This window comes from Corynebacterium vitaeruminis DSM 20294 (genome assembly GCF_000550805.1).
Taxonomy (GTDB): domain Bacteria; phylum Actinomycetota; class Actinomycetes; order Mycobacteriales; family Mycobacteriaceae; genus Corynebacterium; species Corynebacterium vitaeruminis.
The window spans coordinates 2,416,656-2,436,828 of sequence record NZ_CP004353.1 but is presented as its reverse complement, the minus strand read 5'-3'; the positions used below and the strand labels follow the sequence as shown (position 1 = coordinate 2,436,828).

General features: G+C 67.7%; 17 protein-coding genes and 1 pseudogene. 11 read left to right on the top strand and 7 right to left on the bottom strand.

The window, feature by feature from the left end:
• Positions 1-18: 18 nt before the first annotated feature.
• The 7 genes and pseudogenes from B843_RS11070 (at position 19) to B843_RS11040 (ending at position 8,659) form a co-directional block, all read left to right on the top strand.
• Positions 19-2,145: a S9 family peptidase gene (locus tag B843_RS11070; RefSeq protein WP_025253559.1), complete on the top strand. Its 2,127-nt coding sequence runs from the start codon at positions 19-21 to the stop codon at positions 2,143-2,145.
• A 42-nt stretch (positions 2,146-2,187) separates the two neighbouring features.
• The gene (locus tag B843_RS11065) at positions 2,188-2,862 is read left to right on the top strand and encodes a DUF2334 domain-containing protein (RefSeq protein WP_025253558.1); all 675 of its coding nucleotides are present in this window, start codon (positions 2,188-2,190) and stop codon (positions 2,860-2,862) included.
• 22 nt (positions 2,863-2,884) lie between these two features.
• Positions 2,885-3,355, top strand: a complete 471-nt coding sequence (locus tag B843_RS11060; protein ID WP_025253557.1) for a glutathione peroxidase — start codon at positions 2,885-2,887, stop codon at positions 3,353-3,355.
• An 849-nt stretch (positions 3,356-4,204) separates the two neighbouring features.
• Entirely contained in the window at positions 4,205-5,275 is a 1,071-nt protein-coding gene (locus tag B843_RS13310; RefSeq protein WP_025253556.1) for an AraC family transcriptional regulator, read from the top strand.
• A 158-nt stretch (positions 5,276-5,433) separates the two neighbouring features.
• A complete protein-coding gene (gene ttdA, locus B843_RS11050; RefSeq protein ID WP_081751578.1) occupies positions 5,434-6,483 on the top strand; it encodes a L(+)-tartrate dehydratase subunit alpha in 1,050 nt (349 codons plus the stop codon).
• A gap of 29 nt (positions 6,484-6,512) precedes the next feature.
• On the top strand, positions 6,513-7,139 hold the full coding sequence (gene ttdB / locus B843_RS11045) for a L(+)-tartrate dehydratase subunit beta (RefSeq protein ID WP_025253554.1): 627 nt from the start codon (positions 6,513-6,515) through the stop codon (positions 7,137-7,139).
• A gap of 59 nt (positions 7,140-7,198) precedes the next feature.
• Positions 7,199-8,659 (top strand): annotated as a pseudogene (locus B843_RS11040) (DASS family sodium-coupled anion symporter).
• A gap of 127 nt (positions 8,660-8,786) precedes the next feature.
• Here the strand turns inward: B843_RS11040 and B843_RS11035 are convergent.
• The 6 genes from B843_RS11035 to B843_RS11010 form a co-directional block, all read right to left on the bottom strand.
• Positions 8,787-9,998: an alpha/beta hydrolase gene (locus B843_RS11035; RefSeq protein WP_169729854.1), complete on the bottom strand. Its 1,212-nt coding sequence runs from the start codon at positions 9,996-9,998 to the stop codon at positions 8,787-8,789.
• 54 nt (positions 9,999-10,052) lie between these two features.
• Complete coding sequence (locus tag B843_RS11030) at positions 10,053-11,318, bottom strand: alpha/beta hydrolase (protein WP_025253552.1); 1,266 nt, start codon at positions 11,316-11,318, stop codon at positions 10,053-10,055.
• A 10-nt stretch (positions 11,319-11,328) separates the two neighbouring features.
• Positions 11,329-12,711, bottom strand: a complete 1,383-nt coding sequence (locus tag B843_RS11025) for a PepSY-associated TM helix domain-containing protein (RefSeq protein WP_025253551.1) — start codon at positions 12,709-12,711, stop codon at positions 11,329-11,331.
• Between the two features lie 194 nt (positions 12,712-12,905).
• Entirely contained in the window at positions 12,906-13,715 is an 810-nt protein-coding gene (locus B843_RS11020) for an FAD:protein FMN transferase (protein ID WP_025253550.1), read from the bottom strand.
• A 3-nt stretch (positions 13,716-13,718) separates the two neighbouring features.
• The gene (locus B843_RS11015; RefSeq protein ID WP_244877327.1) at positions 13,719-14,216 is read right to left on the bottom strand and encodes an FMN-binding protein; all 498 of its coding nucleotides are present in this window, start codon (positions 14,214-14,216) and stop codon (positions 13,719-13,721) included.
• Between the two features lie 61 nt (positions 14,217-14,277).
• Positions 14,278-15,753 (bottom strand): ferredoxin reductase family protein, encoded by a 1,476-nt coding sequence (locus tag B843_RS11010; RefSeq protein ID WP_169729853.1) that lies wholly within the window; start codon positions 15,751-15,753, stop codon positions 14,278-14,280.
• Positions 15,754-16,063: 310 nt separating this feature from the next.
• On the opposite strand from B843_RS11010, the gene trhA reads away from it, so the two are divergent.
• Positions 16,064-16,831, top strand: a complete 768-nt coding sequence (trhA, locus tag B843_RS11005) for a PAQR family membrane homeostasis protein TrhA (RefSeq protein WP_025253547.1) — start codon at positions 16,064-16,066, stop codon at positions 16,829-16,831.
• 51 nt (positions 16,832-16,882) lie between these two features.
• On the opposite strand, the gene B843_RS11000 is transcribed toward trhA, so the two are convergent.
• On the bottom strand, positions 16,883-17,869 hold the full coding sequence (locus B843_RS11000) for an acyl-CoA thioesterase (RefSeq protein WP_025253546.1): 987 nt from the start codon (positions 17,867-17,869) through the stop codon (positions 16,883-16,885).
• A gap of 87 nt (positions 17,870-17,956) precedes the next feature.
• Between B843_RS11000 and B843_RS10995 the strand changes: the two genes are divergently transcribed.
• The 3 genes from B843_RS10995 to B843_RS10985 all read left to right on the top strand — a co-directional run bounded on the left by B843_RS10995 (position 17,957) and on the right by B843_RS10985 (position 20,148).
• Positions 17,957-18,355 (top strand): sterol carrier family protein, encoded by a 399-nt coding sequence (locus B843_RS10995; RefSeq protein ID WP_025253545.1) that lies wholly within the window; start codon positions 17,957-17,959, stop codon positions 18,353-18,355.
• Positions 18,356-18,474: 119 nt separating this feature from the next.
• Positions 18,475-19,212, top strand: coding sequence for a VIT1/CCC1 transporter family protein (locus B843_RS10990; protein WP_025253544.1), 738 nt, complete (start codon positions 18,475-18,477; stop codon positions 19,210-19,212).
• An 81-nt stretch (positions 19,213-19,293) separates the two neighbouring features.
• Positions 19,294-20,148 (top strand): hypothetical protein, encoded by an 855-nt coding sequence (locus B843_RS10985; protein ID WP_025253543.1) that lies wholly within the window; start codon positions 19,294-19,296, stop codon positions 20,146-20,148.
• Positions 20,149-20,173: the final 25 nt, after the last annotated feature.

Genomic DNA, 20,173 nt, shown 5'->3' with positions numbered 1-20,173 from the left:
GGGCTACGATAGTCTGTCATGACCAACATCCCCCCGGCAGCACCGATCCACCCCATTACCCGCTCTCACCACGGATACGACTTCGTGGACAACTACGAGTGGCTGCGGGACAAGGAGGATCCCGAGACCGTCGCCTACCTGGATGCGGAAAACGCCTACGTGGAGGCGGAGACGGCCCACCTCGCCGGGCTGCGGGAGAACCTCTACCAAGAGATCAAGTCGCGCGTGAAGGAGACCGAGATGTCGGTCCCGGTGCGCGTGGGAAAGCACTGGTACTACGGCCGCACCGAGGAAGGCAAGAGCTACTCCTACTCCTGCCGCATCCCCGTCGAGGAAGGCCAGGACGCCTGGACCCCGCCGGTCATCCCCGAGGGGGAGCCCGTCGTGGGCGAGCAGATCCTCCTAGACCTCAACCAGCTGGCCGAGGGCCACGACTTCTTCGCGCTGGGGGCCTCGTCGATCACCACGAGCGGCCGCTTCCTCGCGTACTCCACCGACACCGAGGGCGACGAGCGCTTCACCCTGCGCGTGAAGGACCTCGACACCGGCGAGCACCTGGGCGACGTGATCGAGGGCGTCTTCTACGGCGCCACCTGGATCGGGGAGGACTACCTCTTCTATCAGCGCGTCGACGAGGCCTGGCGCCCGGACTCGGTGTGGCGCCACAAGATCGGCACCCCGGTCGAGGAGGACGTCCGGGTGTTCTACGAGGCGGACGAGCGCTTCAACGTCGGCGTCGGCGGCATGCGCTCGGAAAAGTACATCGTCATCGCCTCGGGGTCGAAGACCACCACCGAGCTGTGGGCCATCGAGCAGGCCACCCCGGAGGCGGAATTCCGCTGCGTCCACCGCCGCCAGGACGGCCTCGACGTGGACATCGACCACGCGGTCGTCGCCGGCGAGGACGTCTGGGTGGTCACCCACAACGCCACCGGCCCGAACTTCGCGGTCGGCTGGACCCCGGTTTCGGGCCGCGAGGAGGGCGACCTCGGGATCGCGGACCTCCACCCGCTCGTCGAGCACCGCGAGGACCAGCGCATCGAGGGCGTGGACACCTACCGCGACCACATCACCCTGGGCTACCGGGCGGGCGCGATCGGAAGGCTCGCCGTCATGCGGCTCGACGAGGGCGGGTTCACCGAGTTCGAGGAGGTCGCCTTCGACGAGGAGCTCTACTCCGTCGCGTCGCTCGGCAACCCGGAGTGGGACGCCCCGGTCATCCGCCTGTCCTACGGCTCGTTCACCACGCCCTCGCAGGTCTACGACCTCGACATCGCGACCGGGCAGCGCACGCTGCTCAAGGAGCAGGAGGTGCTCGGCGAGTTCAACCGCGAGGACTACACCTCCCGCCGCAAGTGGGTGACGGCACGCGACGGGGCGCAGGTCCCGGTCTCGCTGGTCTACCGCGCCGACCTCGACCTGACCCGGCCCAACCCGACCCTGCTCTACGGCTACGGCTCCTACGAGCACTCGATCGACCCGGGATTCTCGGTGGCGAGGCTCTCGCTGCTCGACCGCGGCATGATCTTCGCCGTCGCCCACGTCCGCGGCGGCGGCGAGATGGGCCGCGCCTGGTACGACAACGGCAAGATGGCGCACAAGAAGAACACCTTTTTCGACTTCATCGACGTCGCCGACGCCCTCCTCGAGCAGGGCATCACCGACCGCGAGCACCTGGTCGCCGAGGGCGGCTCCGCGGGCGGGCTGCTCGTGGGAGCGGTGGCGAACATGGCGGGCGATCGGTTCAAGGCGATCCTCGCGGCCGTCCCCTTCGTCGACCCCCTGACCAGCATGCTCATGCCCGAGCTGCCGCTGACGGTCGGGGAGTGGGAGGAGTGGGGCGACCCGCTGCACGACAAGGAGGTCTACGAGTACATGGCCTCCTACGCCCCCTACGAGAACGTCGAGGCCACGGCCTACCCCAACATCCTCGCCGCCACCTCCATCAACGACACCCGCGTGCTCTACGTCGAGCCCGCGAAGTGGATCGCGAAGCTGCGGGCCACCGCCACCGGCGGGAACTTCTATCTCAAGACCGAGATGGCCGCGGGCCACGGGGGAGTGTCGGGCCGCTACGAGAAGTGGCGCCAGACCGCCTTCGAGTGGGGCTGGGTGGTCAACCAGGCGACGGGGCTAGAGGCCTAAACACGAAAAGACAAGCCGGGCGGGCTGTGTGATAATGCAGCCATGCCCCGGCTTCTCGCGTCCATCTCCAGCGTCTTCGACCAGTCCCTCTCCTCGACACGAAAGCTGGTGGACGCACTCGACGCCGAGGGAATCCCCGTCTCCCTTCTCATCGCCCCGCGGGTGGGCGCCCACTGGCACCTCGCCAAGGACAAGCGCACCCTCGTGTGGCTTCAGGCCCAGCAGGCGGCGGGGAGGTGCCTCATCCTCAACGGCTTCGACGTCACCGCCCAGGGCCGCCGCGCCGAGTTCGCCCGGCTCAAGCAGCACGAGGCCAACCTCCGGCTCGCCGGCGCCACGCGCCAGATGCACCGGCTGGGATTCGACTTCGACATCTTCGCGCCCCCGCGCTGGGAACTGTCGCCGGGCACCTTGGAAGCGTCGAAAAGCTACGGCTTTCGGGTGGTCGCCTCGCGGCAGGGGATGTATTACATGGACTCCGGCGAGCTCTTAAGCTGCCGCAACGTGTCCATCGGCGAGGGCTACGGCGCGAAGAAGTGGTGGCGCAACTTCGTCATCCGCACCGCCGAGCGCCAGGCGCAAGAAAGCGAGCTGGTGCGGCTGTCGGTGTCGGCGCGGCAGCTGGGTGATGAGGCCGTGCGGGCGGACTTCCTCCGCGCGGTCGAGCAGGCGGTGGCCCGCGGCGCCCAGCCCGCCGATTACGCCTTGCTGCTCTGATACTTCGCCTACGCTGGCAGGCATGAGCATCTACGACATCCCGGTTACCCTCAACGACGGCCGCTCCACCACCATGGCGGACTGGCAAGGCCATGCCCTCCTCATCGTCAACACGGCGTCCAAGTGCGGCCTCACGCCGCAGTACGAGGCGTTGCAGGAGCTTTTCGACGACTACGCCAACCGCGGCCTCTTCGTCATCGCCATGCCGTGCAACCAGTTCGCCGAGGAGGAGCCCGGCTCGGACGAGGAGATCGCCGAGTTCTGCCAGACCACCTACGGCGTGACCTTTCCGATCCTGAAGAAGGCCGACGTCAACGGCCCGAACACGCACCCTCTCTACCAGTTCCTCAAGGGCGACGGCCCGGACATCGAGTGGAACTTCGAGAAGTTCGTGGTCTCCCCGGACGGCGAGGTCGCGGGTCGCTTCGCGCCGAAGATGGAGCCGGACGACATGAAGATCATCAACCTCCTCGAGGAGGTGTTGCCCATCTAGGGGCAATGGAAAAGGCCACCCCGGCTGCCGTTTCCCACCGTGACGGTGGTGGCTACCTGGGGTGACCTCCCTCAGAAAGAAAGGATGTCTCTCAAAAAAGGAATCTCATGCATCTTAAGAATCGCTGCACTTAAAGCGACGCCCCTCAACGTCTATGCAACTTTCCCCTTCGATTCACATCGGGGGGCGAGTTGTTCCTAAGCTTCAACTCGGGTGGATCAGCCTCTCCCAACACCTAGAGCGTGTCGGCCAAGACTATCTCCGGCTACCTTCCATCTGACCACTTCCCTCTCGCGGAAATCTCTTCTCGACTGGCCCTTCGCGTGATCGAAGCTCCCGTCTGAGAGCCTCCGCTCAAGCCATTCGATTGTGACGTTCATGTCTCGGACGGCGTTTGTTTCCGTGCCGATGACATGAAGTTAACCACCGAAAGTTAGACCGTGCAACCACCTAAGTTGGGGGCGTGACCTGAGGAAACGTGCCTTTCTGGCGATTCTGGCAGAACGCTGTGACCCGGTTCAGTCGGTGTCCAGCTTAAAAAATGAGGGATACGCAGGGGATATTCCTCCGCTCCCTCGCTCGTGGGGCGCTACGTGGGCAAACATTGGAGAAAGCTGGGTATGGGCGAACAGTTTAATAAAGGGCATTTTTCCGGCCCTCTCAAAGCGGTCTGAGATTGTGATTTTCCCAGTTCGTAGGGTGTTTTTGCCTTCGGTGATCGTCGACAAGCATGCTTTGCCTTTTCGACGCCTTGCGGCACCGGAACGCGATTTTCTGGGGCGCCGGCGTCGTTTTTCGAATAGGTAAATCTTTCGATCGCGGGCGCCGCGACGCCGATACGATGGAGGCATGGATTCACCGCGCGCAGAGTTCTACGTCGAGCACAACCCGCCGGCCCGGCGTGCCGAGACGCGGCAGTACGTCTACGACATCGGCTCCTACCACTACAACTGGCACCCGCAGATCGAACTTTTGGTGATCCTCGGCGGGAAGGTGGAGCTGTGCGCCGCCGGCGGCGTGGCGGTGCTGGGGCGCGGGGACGTGGCCGTCCTCAACTCGAACGAGGGACACGCGACCATGTCGCTGGAGGCAGGTCCCGGCGCGAGCAGCGCCCAGGCGCTCCTGCTCCACCTCGACCCCGACTACGTTTCCAGCTTCAACAGCGGCGTCATCCCGCACTTCGCGTGCCGGTCGACGCCCCGCACGCAGGGAAACGCCGAGTTCCGCAGGCTGCGGGCGATGAGCGCGCGGCTGATGGAGGAGGGGCTGAAGGCGGGGCCGGCGGCCGCGGCGCGCAGGGAGGCGCTGCTCGCCGAGATCGTCGCGACGCTGTTCGAATCCTTCCACGACCCGGCCGTCTTCCCCGTCGCGCTCATGGGGGAGGAGGGCTACGTGGAGGTGCTGCGGCGCGCGACCGGCTACATCGAGGAGCACTACCGGGAGCGGCTGACCTTGAAGCAGCTCGCCCAGCGCGCCGGGTACTCGCCGACGTACTTCTCCGAGATCTTCTCCAGCCACATGGGCATCCCGCTGAGCGAGCACATCACCCGCGTGCGCCTAGCCCAGGCGGTGCGCATGCTCGGGGAGACCGACCTGACCATCACCGACGTCGCGCGCGAGAGCGGGTTCCCCGACGTCAAGGCCTTCGGCGTGGCCTTCAAGCGCGCGTTCAACAAGACCGCCAGCCAATACCGCCGCCAGCTGCGCGAGCTCGCGGAGCGGGGCGTGGACCTAGGCCAGGTTGACGAGACCTTCCACGAGCGCTTCGCGCACCCCGAGGAGCAGCTCGGTGACCATCCGGGTCCTCACGGCGGGGGCGTGAGCGCGGAAGAGCACCGGCGGGTGCTGGAGCAGGTCCGCGAGCTGGGCGAGCAGGCGGCGCTGGTGGGCGAGCGGCTGGCGCGGCTGGCGGATGGGTAAATCTTCGGGCCCACGGGGCATTCGGTGACGCCTCGCGGCGCGGTGGGGGCTTCTTTCGGGCGCACAACTCCGGAAGCGTTGGGATGATCGGGGCCCCGCCTGGGAGCGAGACTCGGTGGTGACAAGAAGAGATCACTACGAGTGAAGGATCCAATCCCATGACGACCACCGTCGCATCCGAAGCGCTGCGCGGCGTACCCGAGCGCGCAAAGCGCCGGGCGTCCGCGCCGGCCGACTCCCAGCCCGCGGACAACCAGCCCGTGAAGGTGGAGTTCGCCCCGTCTACCCAGAAGCCCTCCACCCTGGGCCGCGAGTTCAGCCAGGGCGCGTCGCTGCTCATCGACCGCATCGCGAAGTTCACCGACCTGGTGTCCAAGAAGCTGCCCGACGACGTCGAGGCGCGCCTGCGCCAGCTGGCGGAGGAAGAGGACCAGCCGATGGCCAAGATGATCTACGCGACCATGCAGCGCAACCAGAAGCTCGCCCTCGAGCTCAACCGCCCGTCGTGCCAGGACACCGGCCAGATCCAGATCTTCGCCCGGGTCGGCACCGACTTCCCGTACCTCTCCGAGCTCGAGCCCGCGCTCAAGGAGGCCATCGGCCGCGCCTCCGAGACCGCGCCGCTGCGCCGCAACTCGGTGGAGACCTTCAACGAGTACATCCCGGGCACCAACATCGGCACCCGCTCGCCGTGGCTGTACACCCAGCTGGTGCCGGACACCGACGGCATCGAGCTGGACGTCTACCTCGCTGGCGGCGGCTGCTCCCTGCCCGGCCAGGGCAAGACCCTCATGCCGGGCGAGGGCTACGAGGCCGCGATGAAGTTCATCCTCGACGTGATGACCTCCTACGGCGTCAACGCCTGCCCGCCCATGCTCATCGGCGTGGGCATCGGCACCTCGATCGACACCGCGGCGTTCATGTCCAAGCTGGCGCTCATGCGCCCGGTGCAGTCGCACAACTCAAACGAGCTGGTCGCGGAGCTCGAGACCAACCTCGAGGCGGCCATCAACGACCTAGGGCTCGGCCCGCAGGGCCTGGGCGGCAGGCGCTCGGTCATGGGCGTGAACATCGAAAACTCCGCCCGCCACCCCTCCGTGCTCTCGGTCGCGGTGAACACCGGCTGCTGGTCGCACCGCCGCGGCACCATCCGCCTCGACCGCGACCTCAACTACGAACTTCTCACCCACGCAGGCTTCGAGCTGTAGCCCACCGACGAGCAGAAAGGACAAGCATCATGAGCGAGCGCGAGGCCAAGACCCTCCACACCCCCATCTCCCGCGAGGACCTCGAGGACATCCACGCAGGCGATGTCATCTTCCTCGACGGGCACATCGTCACCTGCCGCGACGTCGGACACCGCCGGCTCGTCGAGCTCGGGCGAAAGCTCCCCGTCGATCTCCAGGGCGGGGCCATCCTCCACGCCGGGCCGATCATGCAGCCGGTGGAGGGCGAGGACGACAAGTTCGAGGTCGTCTCCGTCGGCCCCACCACCTCCATGCGCATGGAGATGTTCGAGTACGACTTCATCGAGCAGACCGGCGTGCGGCTCATCGTGGGCAAGGGCTCCATGGGGCCCAACACCGAGGCCGGATGCAAGGACTTCGGCGCGCTGCACTGCGTGTTCCCCGCGGGCAACGCCGTCATCGCCGCCACCGAGGTCGAGGAGGTCGAGGAGTCCCACTGGCGCGAGCTGGGCATGCCCGAGGCCCTCTGGGTCATGCGGGTCAAGCAGTTCGGGCCGCTGATCGTGTCGATCGATGCCCACGGCAACAACCTCTACACTCAGAAGAAGGCCGAGTACAACGAGCGCAAGGAGGCCATCCTTGAGGATCTTTACGAGAAGGTCAGGTACATCAAGTGAGTACCCTCATCCCTCCGGCACCGCCGGACAAGGTTCCCGGTAACGCCCCTCCTGCCGCCATGGACGCCCCCGCCCCGCAGAAGCTGGCCTCGGAGATCAGCGCCAAGGGCCTGCTCGCCACCGCGGTCGTCGGCCTGGTCATCTGGTTCATCCCCACCCCCAGCGGCCTCGAGCCGAACGCGTGGCACCTGTTCGCGATCTTCGTGGCCACCATCGTGGGGATTATCATCAAGGCCGCCCCCATGGGCGCGCTGTCGGTGGCGGCGATCGCCCTGAGCGCGACCACCCAGGTGCTCTCGCCCGGCAACCCCGACAAGTCCATGTCGCTGGCGCTGTCCGGGTTCGCGAACTCCACCATCTGGCTCATCGTCTCCGCGTTCTTCGTCTCGCGCGCGGTCATCTCCTCGGGGCTGGGCACGCGCATGGCGCTGCAGTTCGTGCGGATCTTCGGGCGCTCGACGCTCGGCCTCGCCTACGGCCTGGGGCTAACCGACCTGGCGCTGTCGCCGTTCATCCCCTCCAACACCGCCCGCGCGGGCGGGATCGTCTACCCGATCACGAAGTCGATCTGCCTCAAGTCCGGCTCGCACCCGGACGGCCCGTCGACCTACCGCAACATCGGCAGCTACCTCGCGCTCACCGGCTACAACATGAACCTCGCGGTCTCCGTGGTGTTCTTCACCGGTGCGGCCCCCAACGCGATGGCGGCCAAGTTCGCCGCCAACGAGGGCGTGGAGGTGAGCTGGACCGGCTGGTTCCTCGCCGCGGCGGTGCCCGCGCTCGTCGCGGTGGCGCTCGTCCCGCTCGTGGTCTATGTGATGGACAAGCCGCGCCTGACCAAGACGCCGGAGGCGCCCAAGGCGGCCGCCGCCGAGCTGAAGGAGCTCGGCCCGATGTGCCGCAGCGAGTAGATCACGCTCGGGGTCTTCCTGCTCATGATCGTGCTGTGGATCTTTGGCGGCGACTTCATCTCCTCCACCGCCGTCGCGTTCCTGGGGCTTGCGATCCTCCTGCTCACCAGCACGCTGACGTGGAAAGCCATGAAGTCCGAGCGCGCCGCCTGGGACACCCTGGTGTGGTTCGCGGCGCTGGTCATGATGGGCACGCAGCTAGGCGAGCTGGGATTCGTCGGCTGGTTCGGCGACAACGTCGGCTCCTGGGTCAAGGGGCTAGGTTTCGGCACGCTGGGCACGTTCGTCCTGCTCACGCTGCTCTACGCGGTGGCCCACTACATGTTCGCCTCGGGCACGGCGCACGCCGCGGCCATGTTCGCCGTGTTCTTCGGCGTCGGACTCTCGCTCGGGCTCCCCGGCGTCCCGCTGGCGGTCTTCCTCGGCGCTATCCCGACGATCTTCGGGTGCCTCACCCACTACCGGAACGGCCCCGCACCGATCTACTTCGGCACCGGCTACGTGGAGCTGGGCCTGTGGTGGCGCGTGGGACTCGTTCTCGGGCTCATGTACGCGCTTATCTGGGTGGCCATCGGCATCCCGTGGTGGATGGCGCTGGGCCTCTGGTAAGAAGCTTCACCAAGAGAAAGGCGGTAGGTATCGACCGAATCCATCGATGTAAGGCTCATCAAAAGGCGTCGCGCTCGCGGCGTCTTTTGCATGCTTATCGACGCCTTCGGCGCCGCGCCCTCGCCCTCTAGGCCAGCCCCAGCGCTGGCCCGATGGTCTCCTCCCACGCCACGCGCATCTCGCGCTCGAAGTTGGTGTAGTTGTGGGCGCCGAAGACGGTGTAATAGCGGTTGACGTCGAGGCCCGCGGCCTGGGCCTGGCGGGTGAAGTAGTTGGAGAACACCTGGCTTAGGATCTCCAGCCACATGAATCCGTACCAGTCCCCGGTCAGGTCGCGTAGCGTCGGCAAGCCTGCGCCGGTGCCGACGAAGAGCCTGAGGCCGCGCAGCTTGTCCAGGTTTGCCACCGGGTCCATGGAAAGCCACGCGGGATTCGCTTGGTCGCCGAGCGCGTTGGCGGGGTCGCCGCCCTTGCTCTCGATGAGGTCGCTGGTAAACAGCCGCCCCAGCTGGCCGGAGTTGGCGGGGAAGCCGGACAGCGAGGCCGCGGCGTGGAAGCGCTCGGGGTGGTCGCCCGCCATGTGGATCGAGGGGCCGCCGGACATGGACAGCCCCGCGATGGCGTCCCGGCCGGTGCCGTGGAACTGGGTGTCCATGATCTGCGGCAGCTCCTCGCAGATGTAGGTCTCCCACTGGTTGCGGCCGAGCGTGGGGTCGTCGGCCAGCCAGTTGAGATTCATGCTCCCGCCGCCGCCGATGGGCGTGACCACCTGCACGTTCTTGCCCGCGAAGAAGCCCTCGTAGTCGGAGGAGTCGCGCCAGTTCTTGCCGTTCGCGCCGCCGTCCGCGCCGGAGAGCAGGTAGAAGGTGGGGCGCGGGCTGGTGTTGTCGAGCCCGCCCTCGGGAAGCAGGAGCAGGTTGGTGATCACGGCGTGGTTGGCGGGCGACCAGACGTCGATCTCGTAGGAGTTCCCCGCCACGTGCCGGGTGGCCAGAAGCGTGGGGGAGGTTCCGTAGTCGACGCCGGTGTCCGTGCCCAGCGACAGCGGCGCGGTGGCCTCCGCCTGCGGGTTTGCGGGCGGGTAGGTCTGCGGGGCGAGGGAGGAATCGTAGGCGTTCGAGGAGCCCGCGCTTATCGACGAGCCATCCGGCAGCGTGTCCGTGGACCCGCGGGTGGCCGCGTCGATGCCGTCCGAGCTGGCGCCCTCGCGGGCCGAGCCGATCGGGAGGTCGGCCGACTGCGCGCGGGTCGGGGCAGCCGTGCCAGAGGCGAGTGCCACGGAAAGGCACAGGCTGGTGAGGACGGTGGTGGTGCGGGCGATGCCTAGTTTCACCCGCACCACCCTACATTGTTAGGCGGGCAAAATTTAACTTCCGTCGAAGCGTGCGTGAGGCTACGCGACGCCGAGGGCCGGGCCGAGCGTCCGCTCCCAGCCCACGCGCAGCTCGCGCTCGAAGTTGAGGTAGTTGTGGGTGCCGAAGACCGTGTAGTAGCGCTCGACCTGCACCCCCGCCGACTCCGCCTGGCGGGTGAAGTAGTTGGAGAAGACCTGGCTTAGGATCTCGAGGAAGAACCACCACGCCCAATCGCCGGTCAGATCGCGCAGGGTGGGGATCCCCGCGCCGGTGCCCACGAACCCCGGGACGTTCTGCAGGCGCTCGAGGTGCGCCGAGGGGTCGATCTCCTCCCAGCTGGGGTCGGTGAACAGCCCGAGCGCGTTGATGGAGCTTCCGCCCTTGCCGTCGACCACGTTGGTGATAAACATCCTGCCGAGCAGGCCAGAGTTGGCCGGATAGCCGGACAGGGAGGCCGCCGCGGAGAACAGGCCCGGGTAGGCGCCAGCCATGTGCAGCGCGGGCCCGCCCGACATCGAAATCCCCGCGATGGCGTTGCGCCCGTTGCCGTGGAACTCAAAGTCCATGACCTGGGGGAGTTCCTCGCAGATGTAGGTTTGCCACTGGGCCGCCCCCATGGACAAATCCTCGCGCATCCAGTCCATGTACAGCGAGGAGCCGCCGCCGATGGGCGTGACCACCTGCACGTCCTTGTCGGCAAAGAAGTCCTCGTAGTCGGAGGCCGTGCGCCAGTTGACGCCCACGCCGCCGTCGGCGCCCGAGAGCAGGTACAGGGTGGGGCGCGGGGCCGGGTTGTCGGTGCCCCCGGCGGGCAGGATGAGGAGGTTGGTGATCACCGTGTGGTTGGCGGGCGACCACACGTCGATCTCGTAGGAGTTGTCCTCGACGTGGCGCGTGTCCAGCAGTTTCGGGCTCGTCCCGTAGTCGATACCCGGGTCTTCGCCGGTGGAGTCGCCGGAAGAGAACTCCGTGAGGCCCCGGCTCGATAGCCGTGAGCTGGTCTCGTAGGCATCGATTGAGCTCCCCAGCCCCTCGCCGCGGGAGCTCGCGGTCGACTCGGAGGAGCCCCCGATGGAGCTCAGCCACGGGTCGGAGGAGTTGGAGGAGCCCGCGGAAATCGACGATCCATCGGGAAGTGTCGAGGCGGAGAAGTCGGAGCTTGCGTCGATGGCGTCCGAGCTTGCGCCCTCGCGGGCGGAGCCGATGGGGAGGTTGGCCGACTGGGCGCTGGCCGCGGGGACGGCCAGCGAGCTGGCGAGCAGGCACGCGCCGAGGGGAAGCGCGATGCGGGAACGGAGAGTCATTCTCCTGATCCTAATTGCCCACCGGCGCGGCGTCCTTGTCTTCCTTCCGAGCGGGTGACTTCTTCCCCCTGATCGCGCGCCAGGCCCAGTCGCCGAGCAGGAAGACGACGAGGCTGATGCCGAACAGGGGAGCGATGAGGGAGTAGACGACGAGGAACGCGAGCCACCCCGCGAGCGCCCTGGGGCTCAGGCGGGTCGCGCCGGCGGGGGAGGGCAGGCGGCCTGACGTGCGGCCGCGGCCGCGCAGGAACCACATGCGGTAGCCCGCGAAGGTGACGGCGAGGAGCCCGAGGGCGATGATGCCGAGGACGATCTGGTTGGCCAGGCCGAAGAGCGTGCCCATGTGCAGCTGGATGAGCCAGTTGGTCAGCTTCGCTGCGAGCGGCCACTGGGAATAGTCCACGGTGTCGACGATCTCGCCGGTCGCGCCGTCGACGGACACCGAGGAGTTGTGGAGCTTGTAGGGCTCGCGGGCCTCCTTGACCGTCCAGGCGGTGTTTTCCTTCGCCGGCGGCTTGACGTCGATGAGCCCCTTGAGGCCTGCCTCGCGTGCGGCGGCGACCACGCGGTCGGCCTCATCGAGGGCGAATGGCGCCATGGTCATGCCCGCGGCCATGTGCTCGGCGTGCGGGCTGGCGGCCGCCGCCGCGTCGCCCGCGCTGAGCGAGACGGCGGGCTTGGGCTCGAGCCAGTTGAGCTGGGTGCGCACGTCGCCGATGAGCGAGCCAGCCACGAGCGACCAGGTCAGCCCGGTGACGGTGAAAAACAGGAAGCCGGGCAGCAGCCAGGTTCCCAGCCCGGAGTGCGTGGAAAGGTTGCGGTTGCGCGCGGAGTCGCTGCTTTTCGCTTTCCGACGCCTCACGGCCCAGCCCCACCACAACGCGGCGCCGACCAGCGACAGCGCACCCAGCCACGAGGCGGCCAGCTCGGCGTAGATGCGGCCGGGCGTGCCCAGCCACAGGTTGCGGTGCCCCTGCGAGATCCACGTGCGCAGCGGCAGCGCGTGGGAGCTGCCGTACTGGACGAGGTCGCCCTTGATGGCGAGGTCGCCCGGGTCGACGAAGACGGCGCGGGTGTAGCTGGAGCTCGGGAGGGTGGGGTCGGTGAACAGCACGCGCGTCGTAGCGGTGGGATCCTCCGAGACCTCCACCATCGCGAGGTCGAGGTCCGGGTGGACCTCCTGCGCGGCGGCGGCCTGCTCCGCGACGGTGTGGGCGGGGCCACCGGCGGTGGCGGTGAGCTCGTCGCGGTAGGCGAAGGACTCGATGCTCGGCGCGAAGGCGTAGAGCAGGCCGCTGAGGGCGGCGACGACGATCAACGGGGCGACGAACACCCCGGCGATGGTGTGCAGGCGGTAGAGCACCGCGCGGAGTGAAGAGGTTGTAGTAGACACGGGGGACTAGTCGCCCCGCGCACTTTTCCAGTTCCGTGGTCGCAGACATTTCCATGAAGGCCCTACCCCCGCAATCGGCGGAGGTAGGGTCAAAATCCCGCGTCGCGGGTGGGGCCAAAGGTTGGGCTGCGGGGTCAAACTTTTTCGCCTACGCACCCCAGTTCTGTGGCCTCTTCCGCTCCCGTGGCCTCCCCCTAGAAGCGGCGATCCTGGGTCACCTCGTATCCCGGAAACCGGGAAAGGATCTGCTGGTGGGAGCCCGGGTTGGCGAACAGCGCGGTGGCCAAAACGTCGGCCCACATCACCGAGGGACCGCAGACCGTGAGCGCGCCGGTCCAGGCGGTCTGCCCGCCCAGCGCCGGGGAGTAGATGTGCCGCCCGCGGGCGTAGGTGCCCGAGGTGGCCACCGCGCCGTCGCGGACCAGGACCGTGGAGAAGATCGCGGTCGGGTTGAGGCAATCCTCGATGCCGATTCGCCACGGGGCCTGGGCGCTGGCGCCCGCGGCGATGATGTCGCCGCCGCCGTTGAGGCAGTAGGCGAGGCCGAGGTCGAGGAGCGGCGAAAGCGCGGCCGCGGCCTTCTCCAGCGCCCAGCCCTTGACCAGGCCGGTGGGGTCGAAGATGGCCTCCTGCTTGCGGGGATCGGATCCACTATCGTTGCGCGAGAAGGCGGTGAACAGCCCGTCGGTGAGCTCCTCCGCGGTCTCGCACAGCTGCCACACCTCCTCGACCTGGGGATCGAGTTCCGCGAGCGTGGCCTCGAAGCGCGCAAGCCTAGAGACGTCGGACTCCGGCTTCCACAGGGAGAAGGTGCGATCCGCCGCGGCGATGATGTCGAAGGCGCGATCGGTGGCCGCCTGGATCTCTTCCGCGTGGGGCAGGCTCCAGTCCTCCGGGGCGGCGGCCAGCCCATGGGCGGGCCGGATGCTCAGGGAAAAGGGCAGGTTCATGTGTTGCTCGACCCGGATGACGGGGCGCGCCTCGTGGGACACCGCGGCGGTCATGGCTTAGATACCTGCCTGATCGAGGGCGGACTGCAGCGACTGGATGTACGCCTGCGAGGTGTAGGTCGCGCCGCTGACGGACTCGATGTTGGCGCTCTTGGCGGACTCGGCCTCCTGCTTGAGCACGGGGATAGCGCGCGAGTTGATGGCGATGTCCTTGCCGTCGGTGTTCGGGTATTCGATGGCGTCGACGGAGGTCAGCTGGCCATCGGTGACGGTGATCTGCACCTGGACCGGGCCGAAGCGGGTGTTGACGGCGGTGCCCGTGTAGGTGCCGGAGGCGCCCGTGGTGGTCGAGGTGCCGCTCGAGGTGGAGCCGGTGGCGGCGCTGGAGCCGGCGGTGTCGGCCGTGCCGGTGCTGGTTCCGGTGGCGGAACCGGAGGTGGTGGTGTCCCCGCTGGTGCCCGGCGTGAGCGGGGCGTAGGCGGCGGTGTTGACCTCGCTATCGGGCTGGGAGGTGTGGTAGCCGAGCAGCAGGGCGCAGGCGGTGATGGTGCTCATGGCCCACCAGGCGATTTTCTTCATGACAGAGTCTTTCGGGAAAGTGGTGTGGGAGGAATGACTAGACGGCGAACTTCTCGGAGTGAACCTCGCCGGCGCCAGCGCGCCGGGCCGATGCGGCCGCGAGCTTCATCCACTCGTTGGGGCCGCAGATGAAGACGTCGGACTCGCCTAGGTGCGGGACGAGGCGTTTGAAGGCCGTGTCGTCGTCGAGGCTGTGGCCCGTCGGCTGCCAGGAGCCGGGCGAGCGGTGGCCGGTGAGCGCGTAGAACTTGGCGCCCTTGAGGGCGCAGAGCTCCTCGAGGCGGGCGTGGTAGGGCAGCTGGGCGCTGGAGGATGCGCGGGCGATGACGACGATGTCGGTGCCGTCAACCGGCAGGGTCTCGAGCAGGGAGATCACCGGCATGAGGCCGGTGCCGGAGCCGAGGAGCACCGTATGGGGCTGCGACTTCGTGTGCTTGTGGAAGCGGCCGTAGGGGCCCTCGATGAACACGCGGGTTCCCGGCTTTAGCGTCGACAAGCGATGCGACTTGGCGCCTACCATCGCCGCGGTGATCTCGAGCGAACGGCCGTCGGGGTAGGCGGACAGGGACAGCGGGATCGCGCGGGTGACGCCTTCCCCGGCGAAGCGCCAGTTGAAGTACTGGCCACCGGCGACGCGCATTCGCTCGAGGTGGCGGCCGGTCATGCGCACGCGAACGAGGTCGTTGTCGAGCACGTCGACCTGGCTCACGCGCAGGTTGAAGTAGGCGGAGCTCGCCAGCGGGACGACGACGCGGAAGACGATGACGGCCGCGGCGGTAATGCCCCACAGCGCCCACCACAGGGCGGTGATGGTGGGGTGGCCCATGAAGTCGGAGCCGCTCCACAGCTGGTGGGGGATGGCGAGCGCGGCGCCGAGGTAGCCGTAGAGGTGAATGAGGTGCCAGTTCTCGTAGCGCATGGAGCAGCGCGCGGCCTTGAAGCTGGTCACCACGACCATGATGATGGCGGCGGTGCCCGCGACGGCGAGCAGCATGCCGGGGTAGTTCCACGTCATGTCCCAGAACGTGGACGCCATGCCGGTGATCGACTGGTCGTCCTGCGCGATGAGCAGGAGGATGTGGACCATGATGAGGCTAAAGCTGCTAAATCCCAGCCAGCGGTGCATGGTGGTCAGCCGGTCCTGGCCGAGGGCGCTCTCGACGAAGGGTACGCGCGCCATCATGAAGACCTGGATGAGCAAGGCCATGGAGCCGATCAGCCCGGTCAGCCTGCCGAGGGACCCGAGCGCCTGGGAGACGCTCGCGTTGAGCTCGTTGATGCCGCCCGCGTGCACCCACATGACGGTGACGGCGAGGAACAGCGCCCAGGTGGCCGAGTAGACGATGGTGGCGGGCCAGCTAATCCGGGGCCCGCCCCACGGCCTTCGCGTTCGCTCCGCAAAGAGGGCGGAGCCCTCGGCCGTAGCCGTGGGGGAGGTAGCGGCGCGGTGCGCGCCGGGGCGCTTCGGGGAGCGCGGGTTTTCGTGGGAATTGGGGTTCAATGCGATGACCATGAAAATAATCATGGGGGTCGCGGCTGGAAGTTTCCTGAAAGGACGGTGGGAGATCCTGCCCAGGTTCCTTCTTTGTTGATGTATCAGGTATGCCTATCTTTCCTGGGTCCCGGTTGTGTGGGGAGGGCTAATGGGCAGCGTGAAGCTATCGCCGCGGTTCGAAGCGATAAGGCGCTGCCTAGTCGACACTGGCTGGAAGCGGCCGCCGCGGGGGTTGTAACCTACGCAAACGTAGGTTACGCTGGCGTCTATGGAAGGCGGGCCGCGGATTGCGTGCGCGGCCGGCACGGAAGAATCGAAGGTGCAAGCAATGAAGTCCCAGCTCACAGGGGATACCGTGGAGTTTTCGGAGGTACACCCCCCAGCGCCGCGCCCCGTGGAGGCGGGCGGCGCCGCGGCCGATCAGCCCCCGTTCGTCCAGCTCACTCGCTGGGTGTACGACCGCGGCCAGCGTCCGGTCACGCGCGGCTGGTTCCACCTCGTCGCCGCCTGGCTGTCGGTGGTGTCGGGGTCGGTGCTGGTCACCTACGCCTTCATGACCCGCCAGTGGCTCCAAGCGCTGGGCGTCCTCGTCTACGCGCTCGGCGTCGTGGGGCTGTTCGGCGTCTCCGCGGCCTACCACCGCGGCCCGTGGAAGAGCCTGCGCGCGATCAACTGGTGGCGGCGCGCCGACCACTCGATGATCGCCCTGTTCATTGCGGCCACCTACACGCCCCTGTGCCTCATCGCGCTGCCCAGCCAGTGGTGGATGCTGCTTATCGCCTGGGTCGGTGCGCTGGCCGCCGTGGGCCTCAACATGGGGTGGATCAACCACCCGCGCTGGCTCGATGTGGTCGTCTACCTGGCGCTCGGTTGGCTCATCGTCCCGCTCATCCCGCAGCTGTGGGCGACGGTGGGCCCGGCGGTGGTCTGGCTCTTATTCGCCGGCGGCCTCGTCTACTCGCTCGGCGCGCTCATGTACGGCTTCAAGTGGCCCGGCCGCCGCGCGCGCATCCTCGGCTTCCACGAGGTCTTCCACGCCGCTACCATCGTCGCCGCGGTCGTCCACCTCGTCGCCGTCTGGATGGTCGTCGCCTAAGGCGCTTTCGCTTGTCGACGCTACGCTGGCGGCCGCTTTACTAGGAGAAAACTAGCCGATGCGCTGGCTCAGCCGGTTGACGATGAGCGGCTTCGGGGCGTACTTCGCGCGTAGCCCGCGCAGGGTCTGGGCGTGGCCCGCCAGGCGCACGTCCTCCTCCGTGATCGGCTCGAACTGGCGGGCTGCCAGCGGGTTTCCGTCGATGTCCACCGCGATGTAGGAGATCGTCGCGTGGATGGCCTCCGTGAGGTTGGTGCGGCCCTCGCGCGGGTTGCCCGAGCGCACGTGCACCGACATCTGCATGCTGCGCGAGTCGGTGCGCATCATGCGGGCGTCCACCTCGATGAGGTCGCCGATCTGGATCGGCTTGTAGAAGCGGATGCCGCCCGCATACACCGCCACGGTGTGCTCGCCGCTCCACTCCTGGGTGCAGGCGGCCGCCGCCTCGTCGATCCACTCCATCGCGGTGCCGCCGTGGACCTTACCGCCCCAGTTGACGTCGGTGGGCTTGGCGAGGAAGCGGGTGATAAGCCGCGGAGCGTTCGACGGGCCGGAGTAGGTCTGCTTGCACATCTCTTCCTCGATCGCGGAGCGCAGCTCGATGCGGGACTTCGCGGCGTCCTCGAGGCGGCGCTCCTCGTCGGTGGTCGGAGTGAACTTCGGAACCTCGGTCGACTTTCCGGTCGCGGCATCCTTGGCCACGAAGATGACGAGGCAATCGCAGGCCCTCGTGAACACGCCCTCGCGCGGGTCGGCGGAGAGCACCTCGTTGACGATGTGCATCGAGCTGCGCCCGGTCATGGCGATGCGCGAGCGCACCTCGACCATGTGCCCGGACGGGATCGGGCGGGTGAAGTGGATGTGGCCCACGTAGGCGGTCACGCAGTAGGTCCCCGACCACTGCACCGCGCAGCCGTAGGCCGCCTTGTCGATCCATTCCAAGACTCGGCCGCCGCCAACGCCGTGGCTACCGGCCATCAGCACGTCCGTGGGGGCGGCGAGAAAACGAAGCGTCAATTCGGGGGAGCGATTAGTCATGCGCACACTCTACCGGCAGCCGCGCCGCAACAAGCAGTTTTGGCGAAGATAAGGGCGCGTCGGGGGTGTCTCCTAGAATCGGTGAGCATGGCAGTAAAGAAGGCGGACCCGGCCGAGACCCGGCGGGCGCTGGCAGAGGTAATGGAATGGGCGCGCGAGCCGGAGGCCGTCGACAAGCCGCCGCGCACGGTGCTGGCCAACGCCGTGCGGCTCTCGGTGCGCACGCTGGCGCAGATCGCGCCGGGCAATTCGGTGGAGGTGCGCGTGCCCCCGTACGCGGCGGTGCAGTGCATCGAGGGGCCGAAGCACACCCGCGGCACCCCGCCCAACGTGGTGGAAACCGACCCGCTGACCTGGCTGCGCCTCGCGCTCGGCCTCGAGCGGCTCGAGGGCAATGGGAAGGTCTCCTCCTCGGGCACGCGCGCGGGCGAAGTGGGGCAGTGGCTGCCCATCATTGGCTACGATAACCTCAAAAACCCAGATTAGGGTAGGTTTTCATAGGGTGCGAAAAATGCGCGGGCGTGCAAGTATGTAAGTCCGAGGCCGGAGTGATCCGGCTACAGACGTCTTATGCACCACGAGTTGCTCACGGGAAAGGAGCCATCATGACCCCCTCGCAGCCCGAACAAACCGCTTCCCACGGCGACATCGCCGAACCGCACAAGGCCGAGGTTGGCTCGAAGCTCAACTGGCTGCGCGCGGGCGTTCTCGGCGCCAACGACGGCATCGTCTCCGTCGCCGGCCTGTTGACCGGCGTGGCCGCCACCGGCGCCTCCCAGCGCGAGGTCCTCGTCGCGGGCTCCGCCGCCGTCATCTCCGGCGCGGTGTCCATGGCGCTGGGCGAGTACGTCTCGGTCTCCGCGCAGCGGGACACCGAGAAGATACTCGTGGAAAAGGAGAAGTGGGAGCTTGAGAACATGCCGGAGGACGAGCATGAGGAGCTCGTCAACATCCTCATGGGCAAGGGCATCGACCGCGCCACCGCGGAAGAGGCGGCCGACCAGATGCGCGAGCACGACAACCTCAAGGCCCACCTCGACCTCGAGCTGGGGCTGTCCGAGGACGAGTTCACCAACCCGTGGGTCGCGGCCGGGGCCTCCGCAGTCGCCTTCACCGTGGGCGCCGCGCTCCCGCTCATCGTCGCCCTCGTCGTGCCCGACGGCTGGCGCGTGGCGGCGGTCCTCATCTCCGCGCTGCTCGCGCTGAGCGTCACCGGCACCATCTCCGCGATGTTCTCCGAGGCGCACAAGCTGCGCTCGGTCACCCGGCTGGTGGTCGGCGGCGCCTTGGCGTTCGCGGTCACCTATGCGATCGGTGCGCTCCTGGGCACCACGGTGGCCTAGCGGCGGCGTTGCCCTGGGGCATAGAACGTAGCGTCGAAAAGCACAGCAAGCGTGTCGGCGGGGCTTCTTACTTTAAGCCCCGTGGACACGTTTCCTTCTTCCTTCGCGAGCAAGACCCTCGACGACCGCTTCGCGGCGGCGCCGGGCGAGGCGGTGTTCGTGGCCGCCAAAGATCAAGAAGCGCTCGAGCGCTACCTCGGATTCCTTGAAGAGTCCAACCCCGCGGGCGCGTTCCTCATCCCGGCGTCGCCGCCCGTGGGCGAGCTGGCCCGCCCCGGTGAGATCGACGCGACCACCGCGGAGATCTACTCCGCGCGCGTGCGCCTTGCCCGCTGGAACGCCGCCACTGAGGACGCGATCCTGCTGGTGCTGTGCCCGCACCTGCACACCGCGGCGGAGCTGGCGGGCTGGGTGCCCGACGACGCCACCGCGGTCTTCGTCACCTCGGGTACCTCCCGCGGCGCCCCGCTACCGCTTGCCTGCGAGGCGTGGCGCGGATTCCGCGGGTTTCCCCAGCGCGTGGTGGCAACCATCGAGCCTACCTACGCCTCCGAGCTGCGCGCCGTCATCGCTATGCAGGCCCTCCTGCGTTCCCGCAACCTCGTCGACGAACTCGACGATCTCCTGCTGGCCGACTCCTTCGCCAGCAGCCAAGAGGAGATCCGCAGGCTCCTCGACGAGCGGCTCAACTACGCAGCCTCCACCACGCCAGCCGCGTTCTCGTCGTGGGCGGACGTGAGCGCGGACGAGGCGTACAAAGTCGATGTGTCGTGGTGCGGGGAGCCAATCCTCGACGAGTGCTCGTTCATGGTCACCTTCGGCGCATTGCTCTTCTCCGGTGACATAGAAGCCCCGACGTGGGTGGAGGGGACCGCGACCGGGCAGTTCGATGACCTGCAGCGGGTCTGCGGCATCCGCGTCGACGGGCTGGGCTAGGCGGCCCCTCCCCACGATTGGGGGC

Excerpts from the sequence above, each read along its gene's own strand:
- B843_RS11070 (WP_025253559.1), top strand. The coding sequence starts at position 19 with ATGACCAACATCCCCCCGGCAGCACCGATCCACCCCATTACCCGCTCT.
- B843_RS11065 (WP_025253558.1), top strand. The coding sequence starts at position 2,188 with ATGCCCCGGCTTCTCGCGTCCATCTCCAGCGTCTTCGACCAGTCCCTC.
- B843_RS11060 (WP_025253557.1), top strand. The coding sequence starts at position 2,885 with ATGAGCATCTACGACATCCCGGTTACCCTCAACGACGGCCGCTCCACC.
- B843_RS13310 (WP_025253556.1), top strand. The coding sequence starts at position 4,205 with ATGGATTCACCGCGCGCAGAGTTCTACGTCGAGCACAACCCGCCGGCC.
- ttdA (WP_081751578.1), top strand. The coding sequence starts at position 5,434 with ATGACGACCACCGTCGCATCCGAAGCGCTGCGCGGCGTACCCGAGCGC.
- ttdB (WP_025253554.1), top strand. The coding sequence starts at position 6,513 with ATGAGCGAGCGCGAGGCCAAGACCCTCCACACCCCCATCTCCCGCGAG.
- B843_RS11030 (WP_025253552.1), bottom strand. The coding sequence starts at position 11,318 with ATGACTCTCCGTTCCCGCATCGCGCTTCCCCTCGGCGCGTGCCTGCTC.
- B843_RS11020 (WP_025253550.1), bottom strand. The coding sequence starts at position 13,715 with ATGACCGCCGCGGTGTCCCACGAGGCGCGCCCCGTCATCCGGGTCGAG.
- B843_RS11015 (WP_244877327.1), bottom strand. The coding sequence starts at position 14,216 with ATGAGCACCATCACCGCCTGCGCCCTGCTGCTCGGCTACCACACCTCC.
- B843_RS11010 (WP_169729853.1), bottom strand. The coding sequence starts at position 15,753 with ATGGTCATCGCATTGAACCCCAATTCCCACGAAAACCCGCGCTCCCCG.
- trhA (WP_025253547.1), top strand. The coding sequence starts at position 16,064 with ATGAAGTCCCAGCTCACAGGGGATACCGTGGAGTTTTCGGAGGTACAC.
- B843_RS11000 (WP_025253546.1), bottom strand. The coding sequence starts at position 17,869 with ATGACTAATCGCTCCCCCGAATTGACGCTTCGTTTTCTCGCCGCCCCC.
- B843_RS10995 (WP_025253545.1), top strand. The coding sequence starts at position 17,957 with ATGGCAGTAAAGAAGGCGGACCCGGCCGAGACCCGGCGGGCGCTGGCA.
- B843_RS10990 (WP_025253544.1), top strand. The coding sequence starts at position 18,475 with ATGACCCCCTCGCAGCCCGAACAAACCGCTTCCCACGGCGACATCGCC.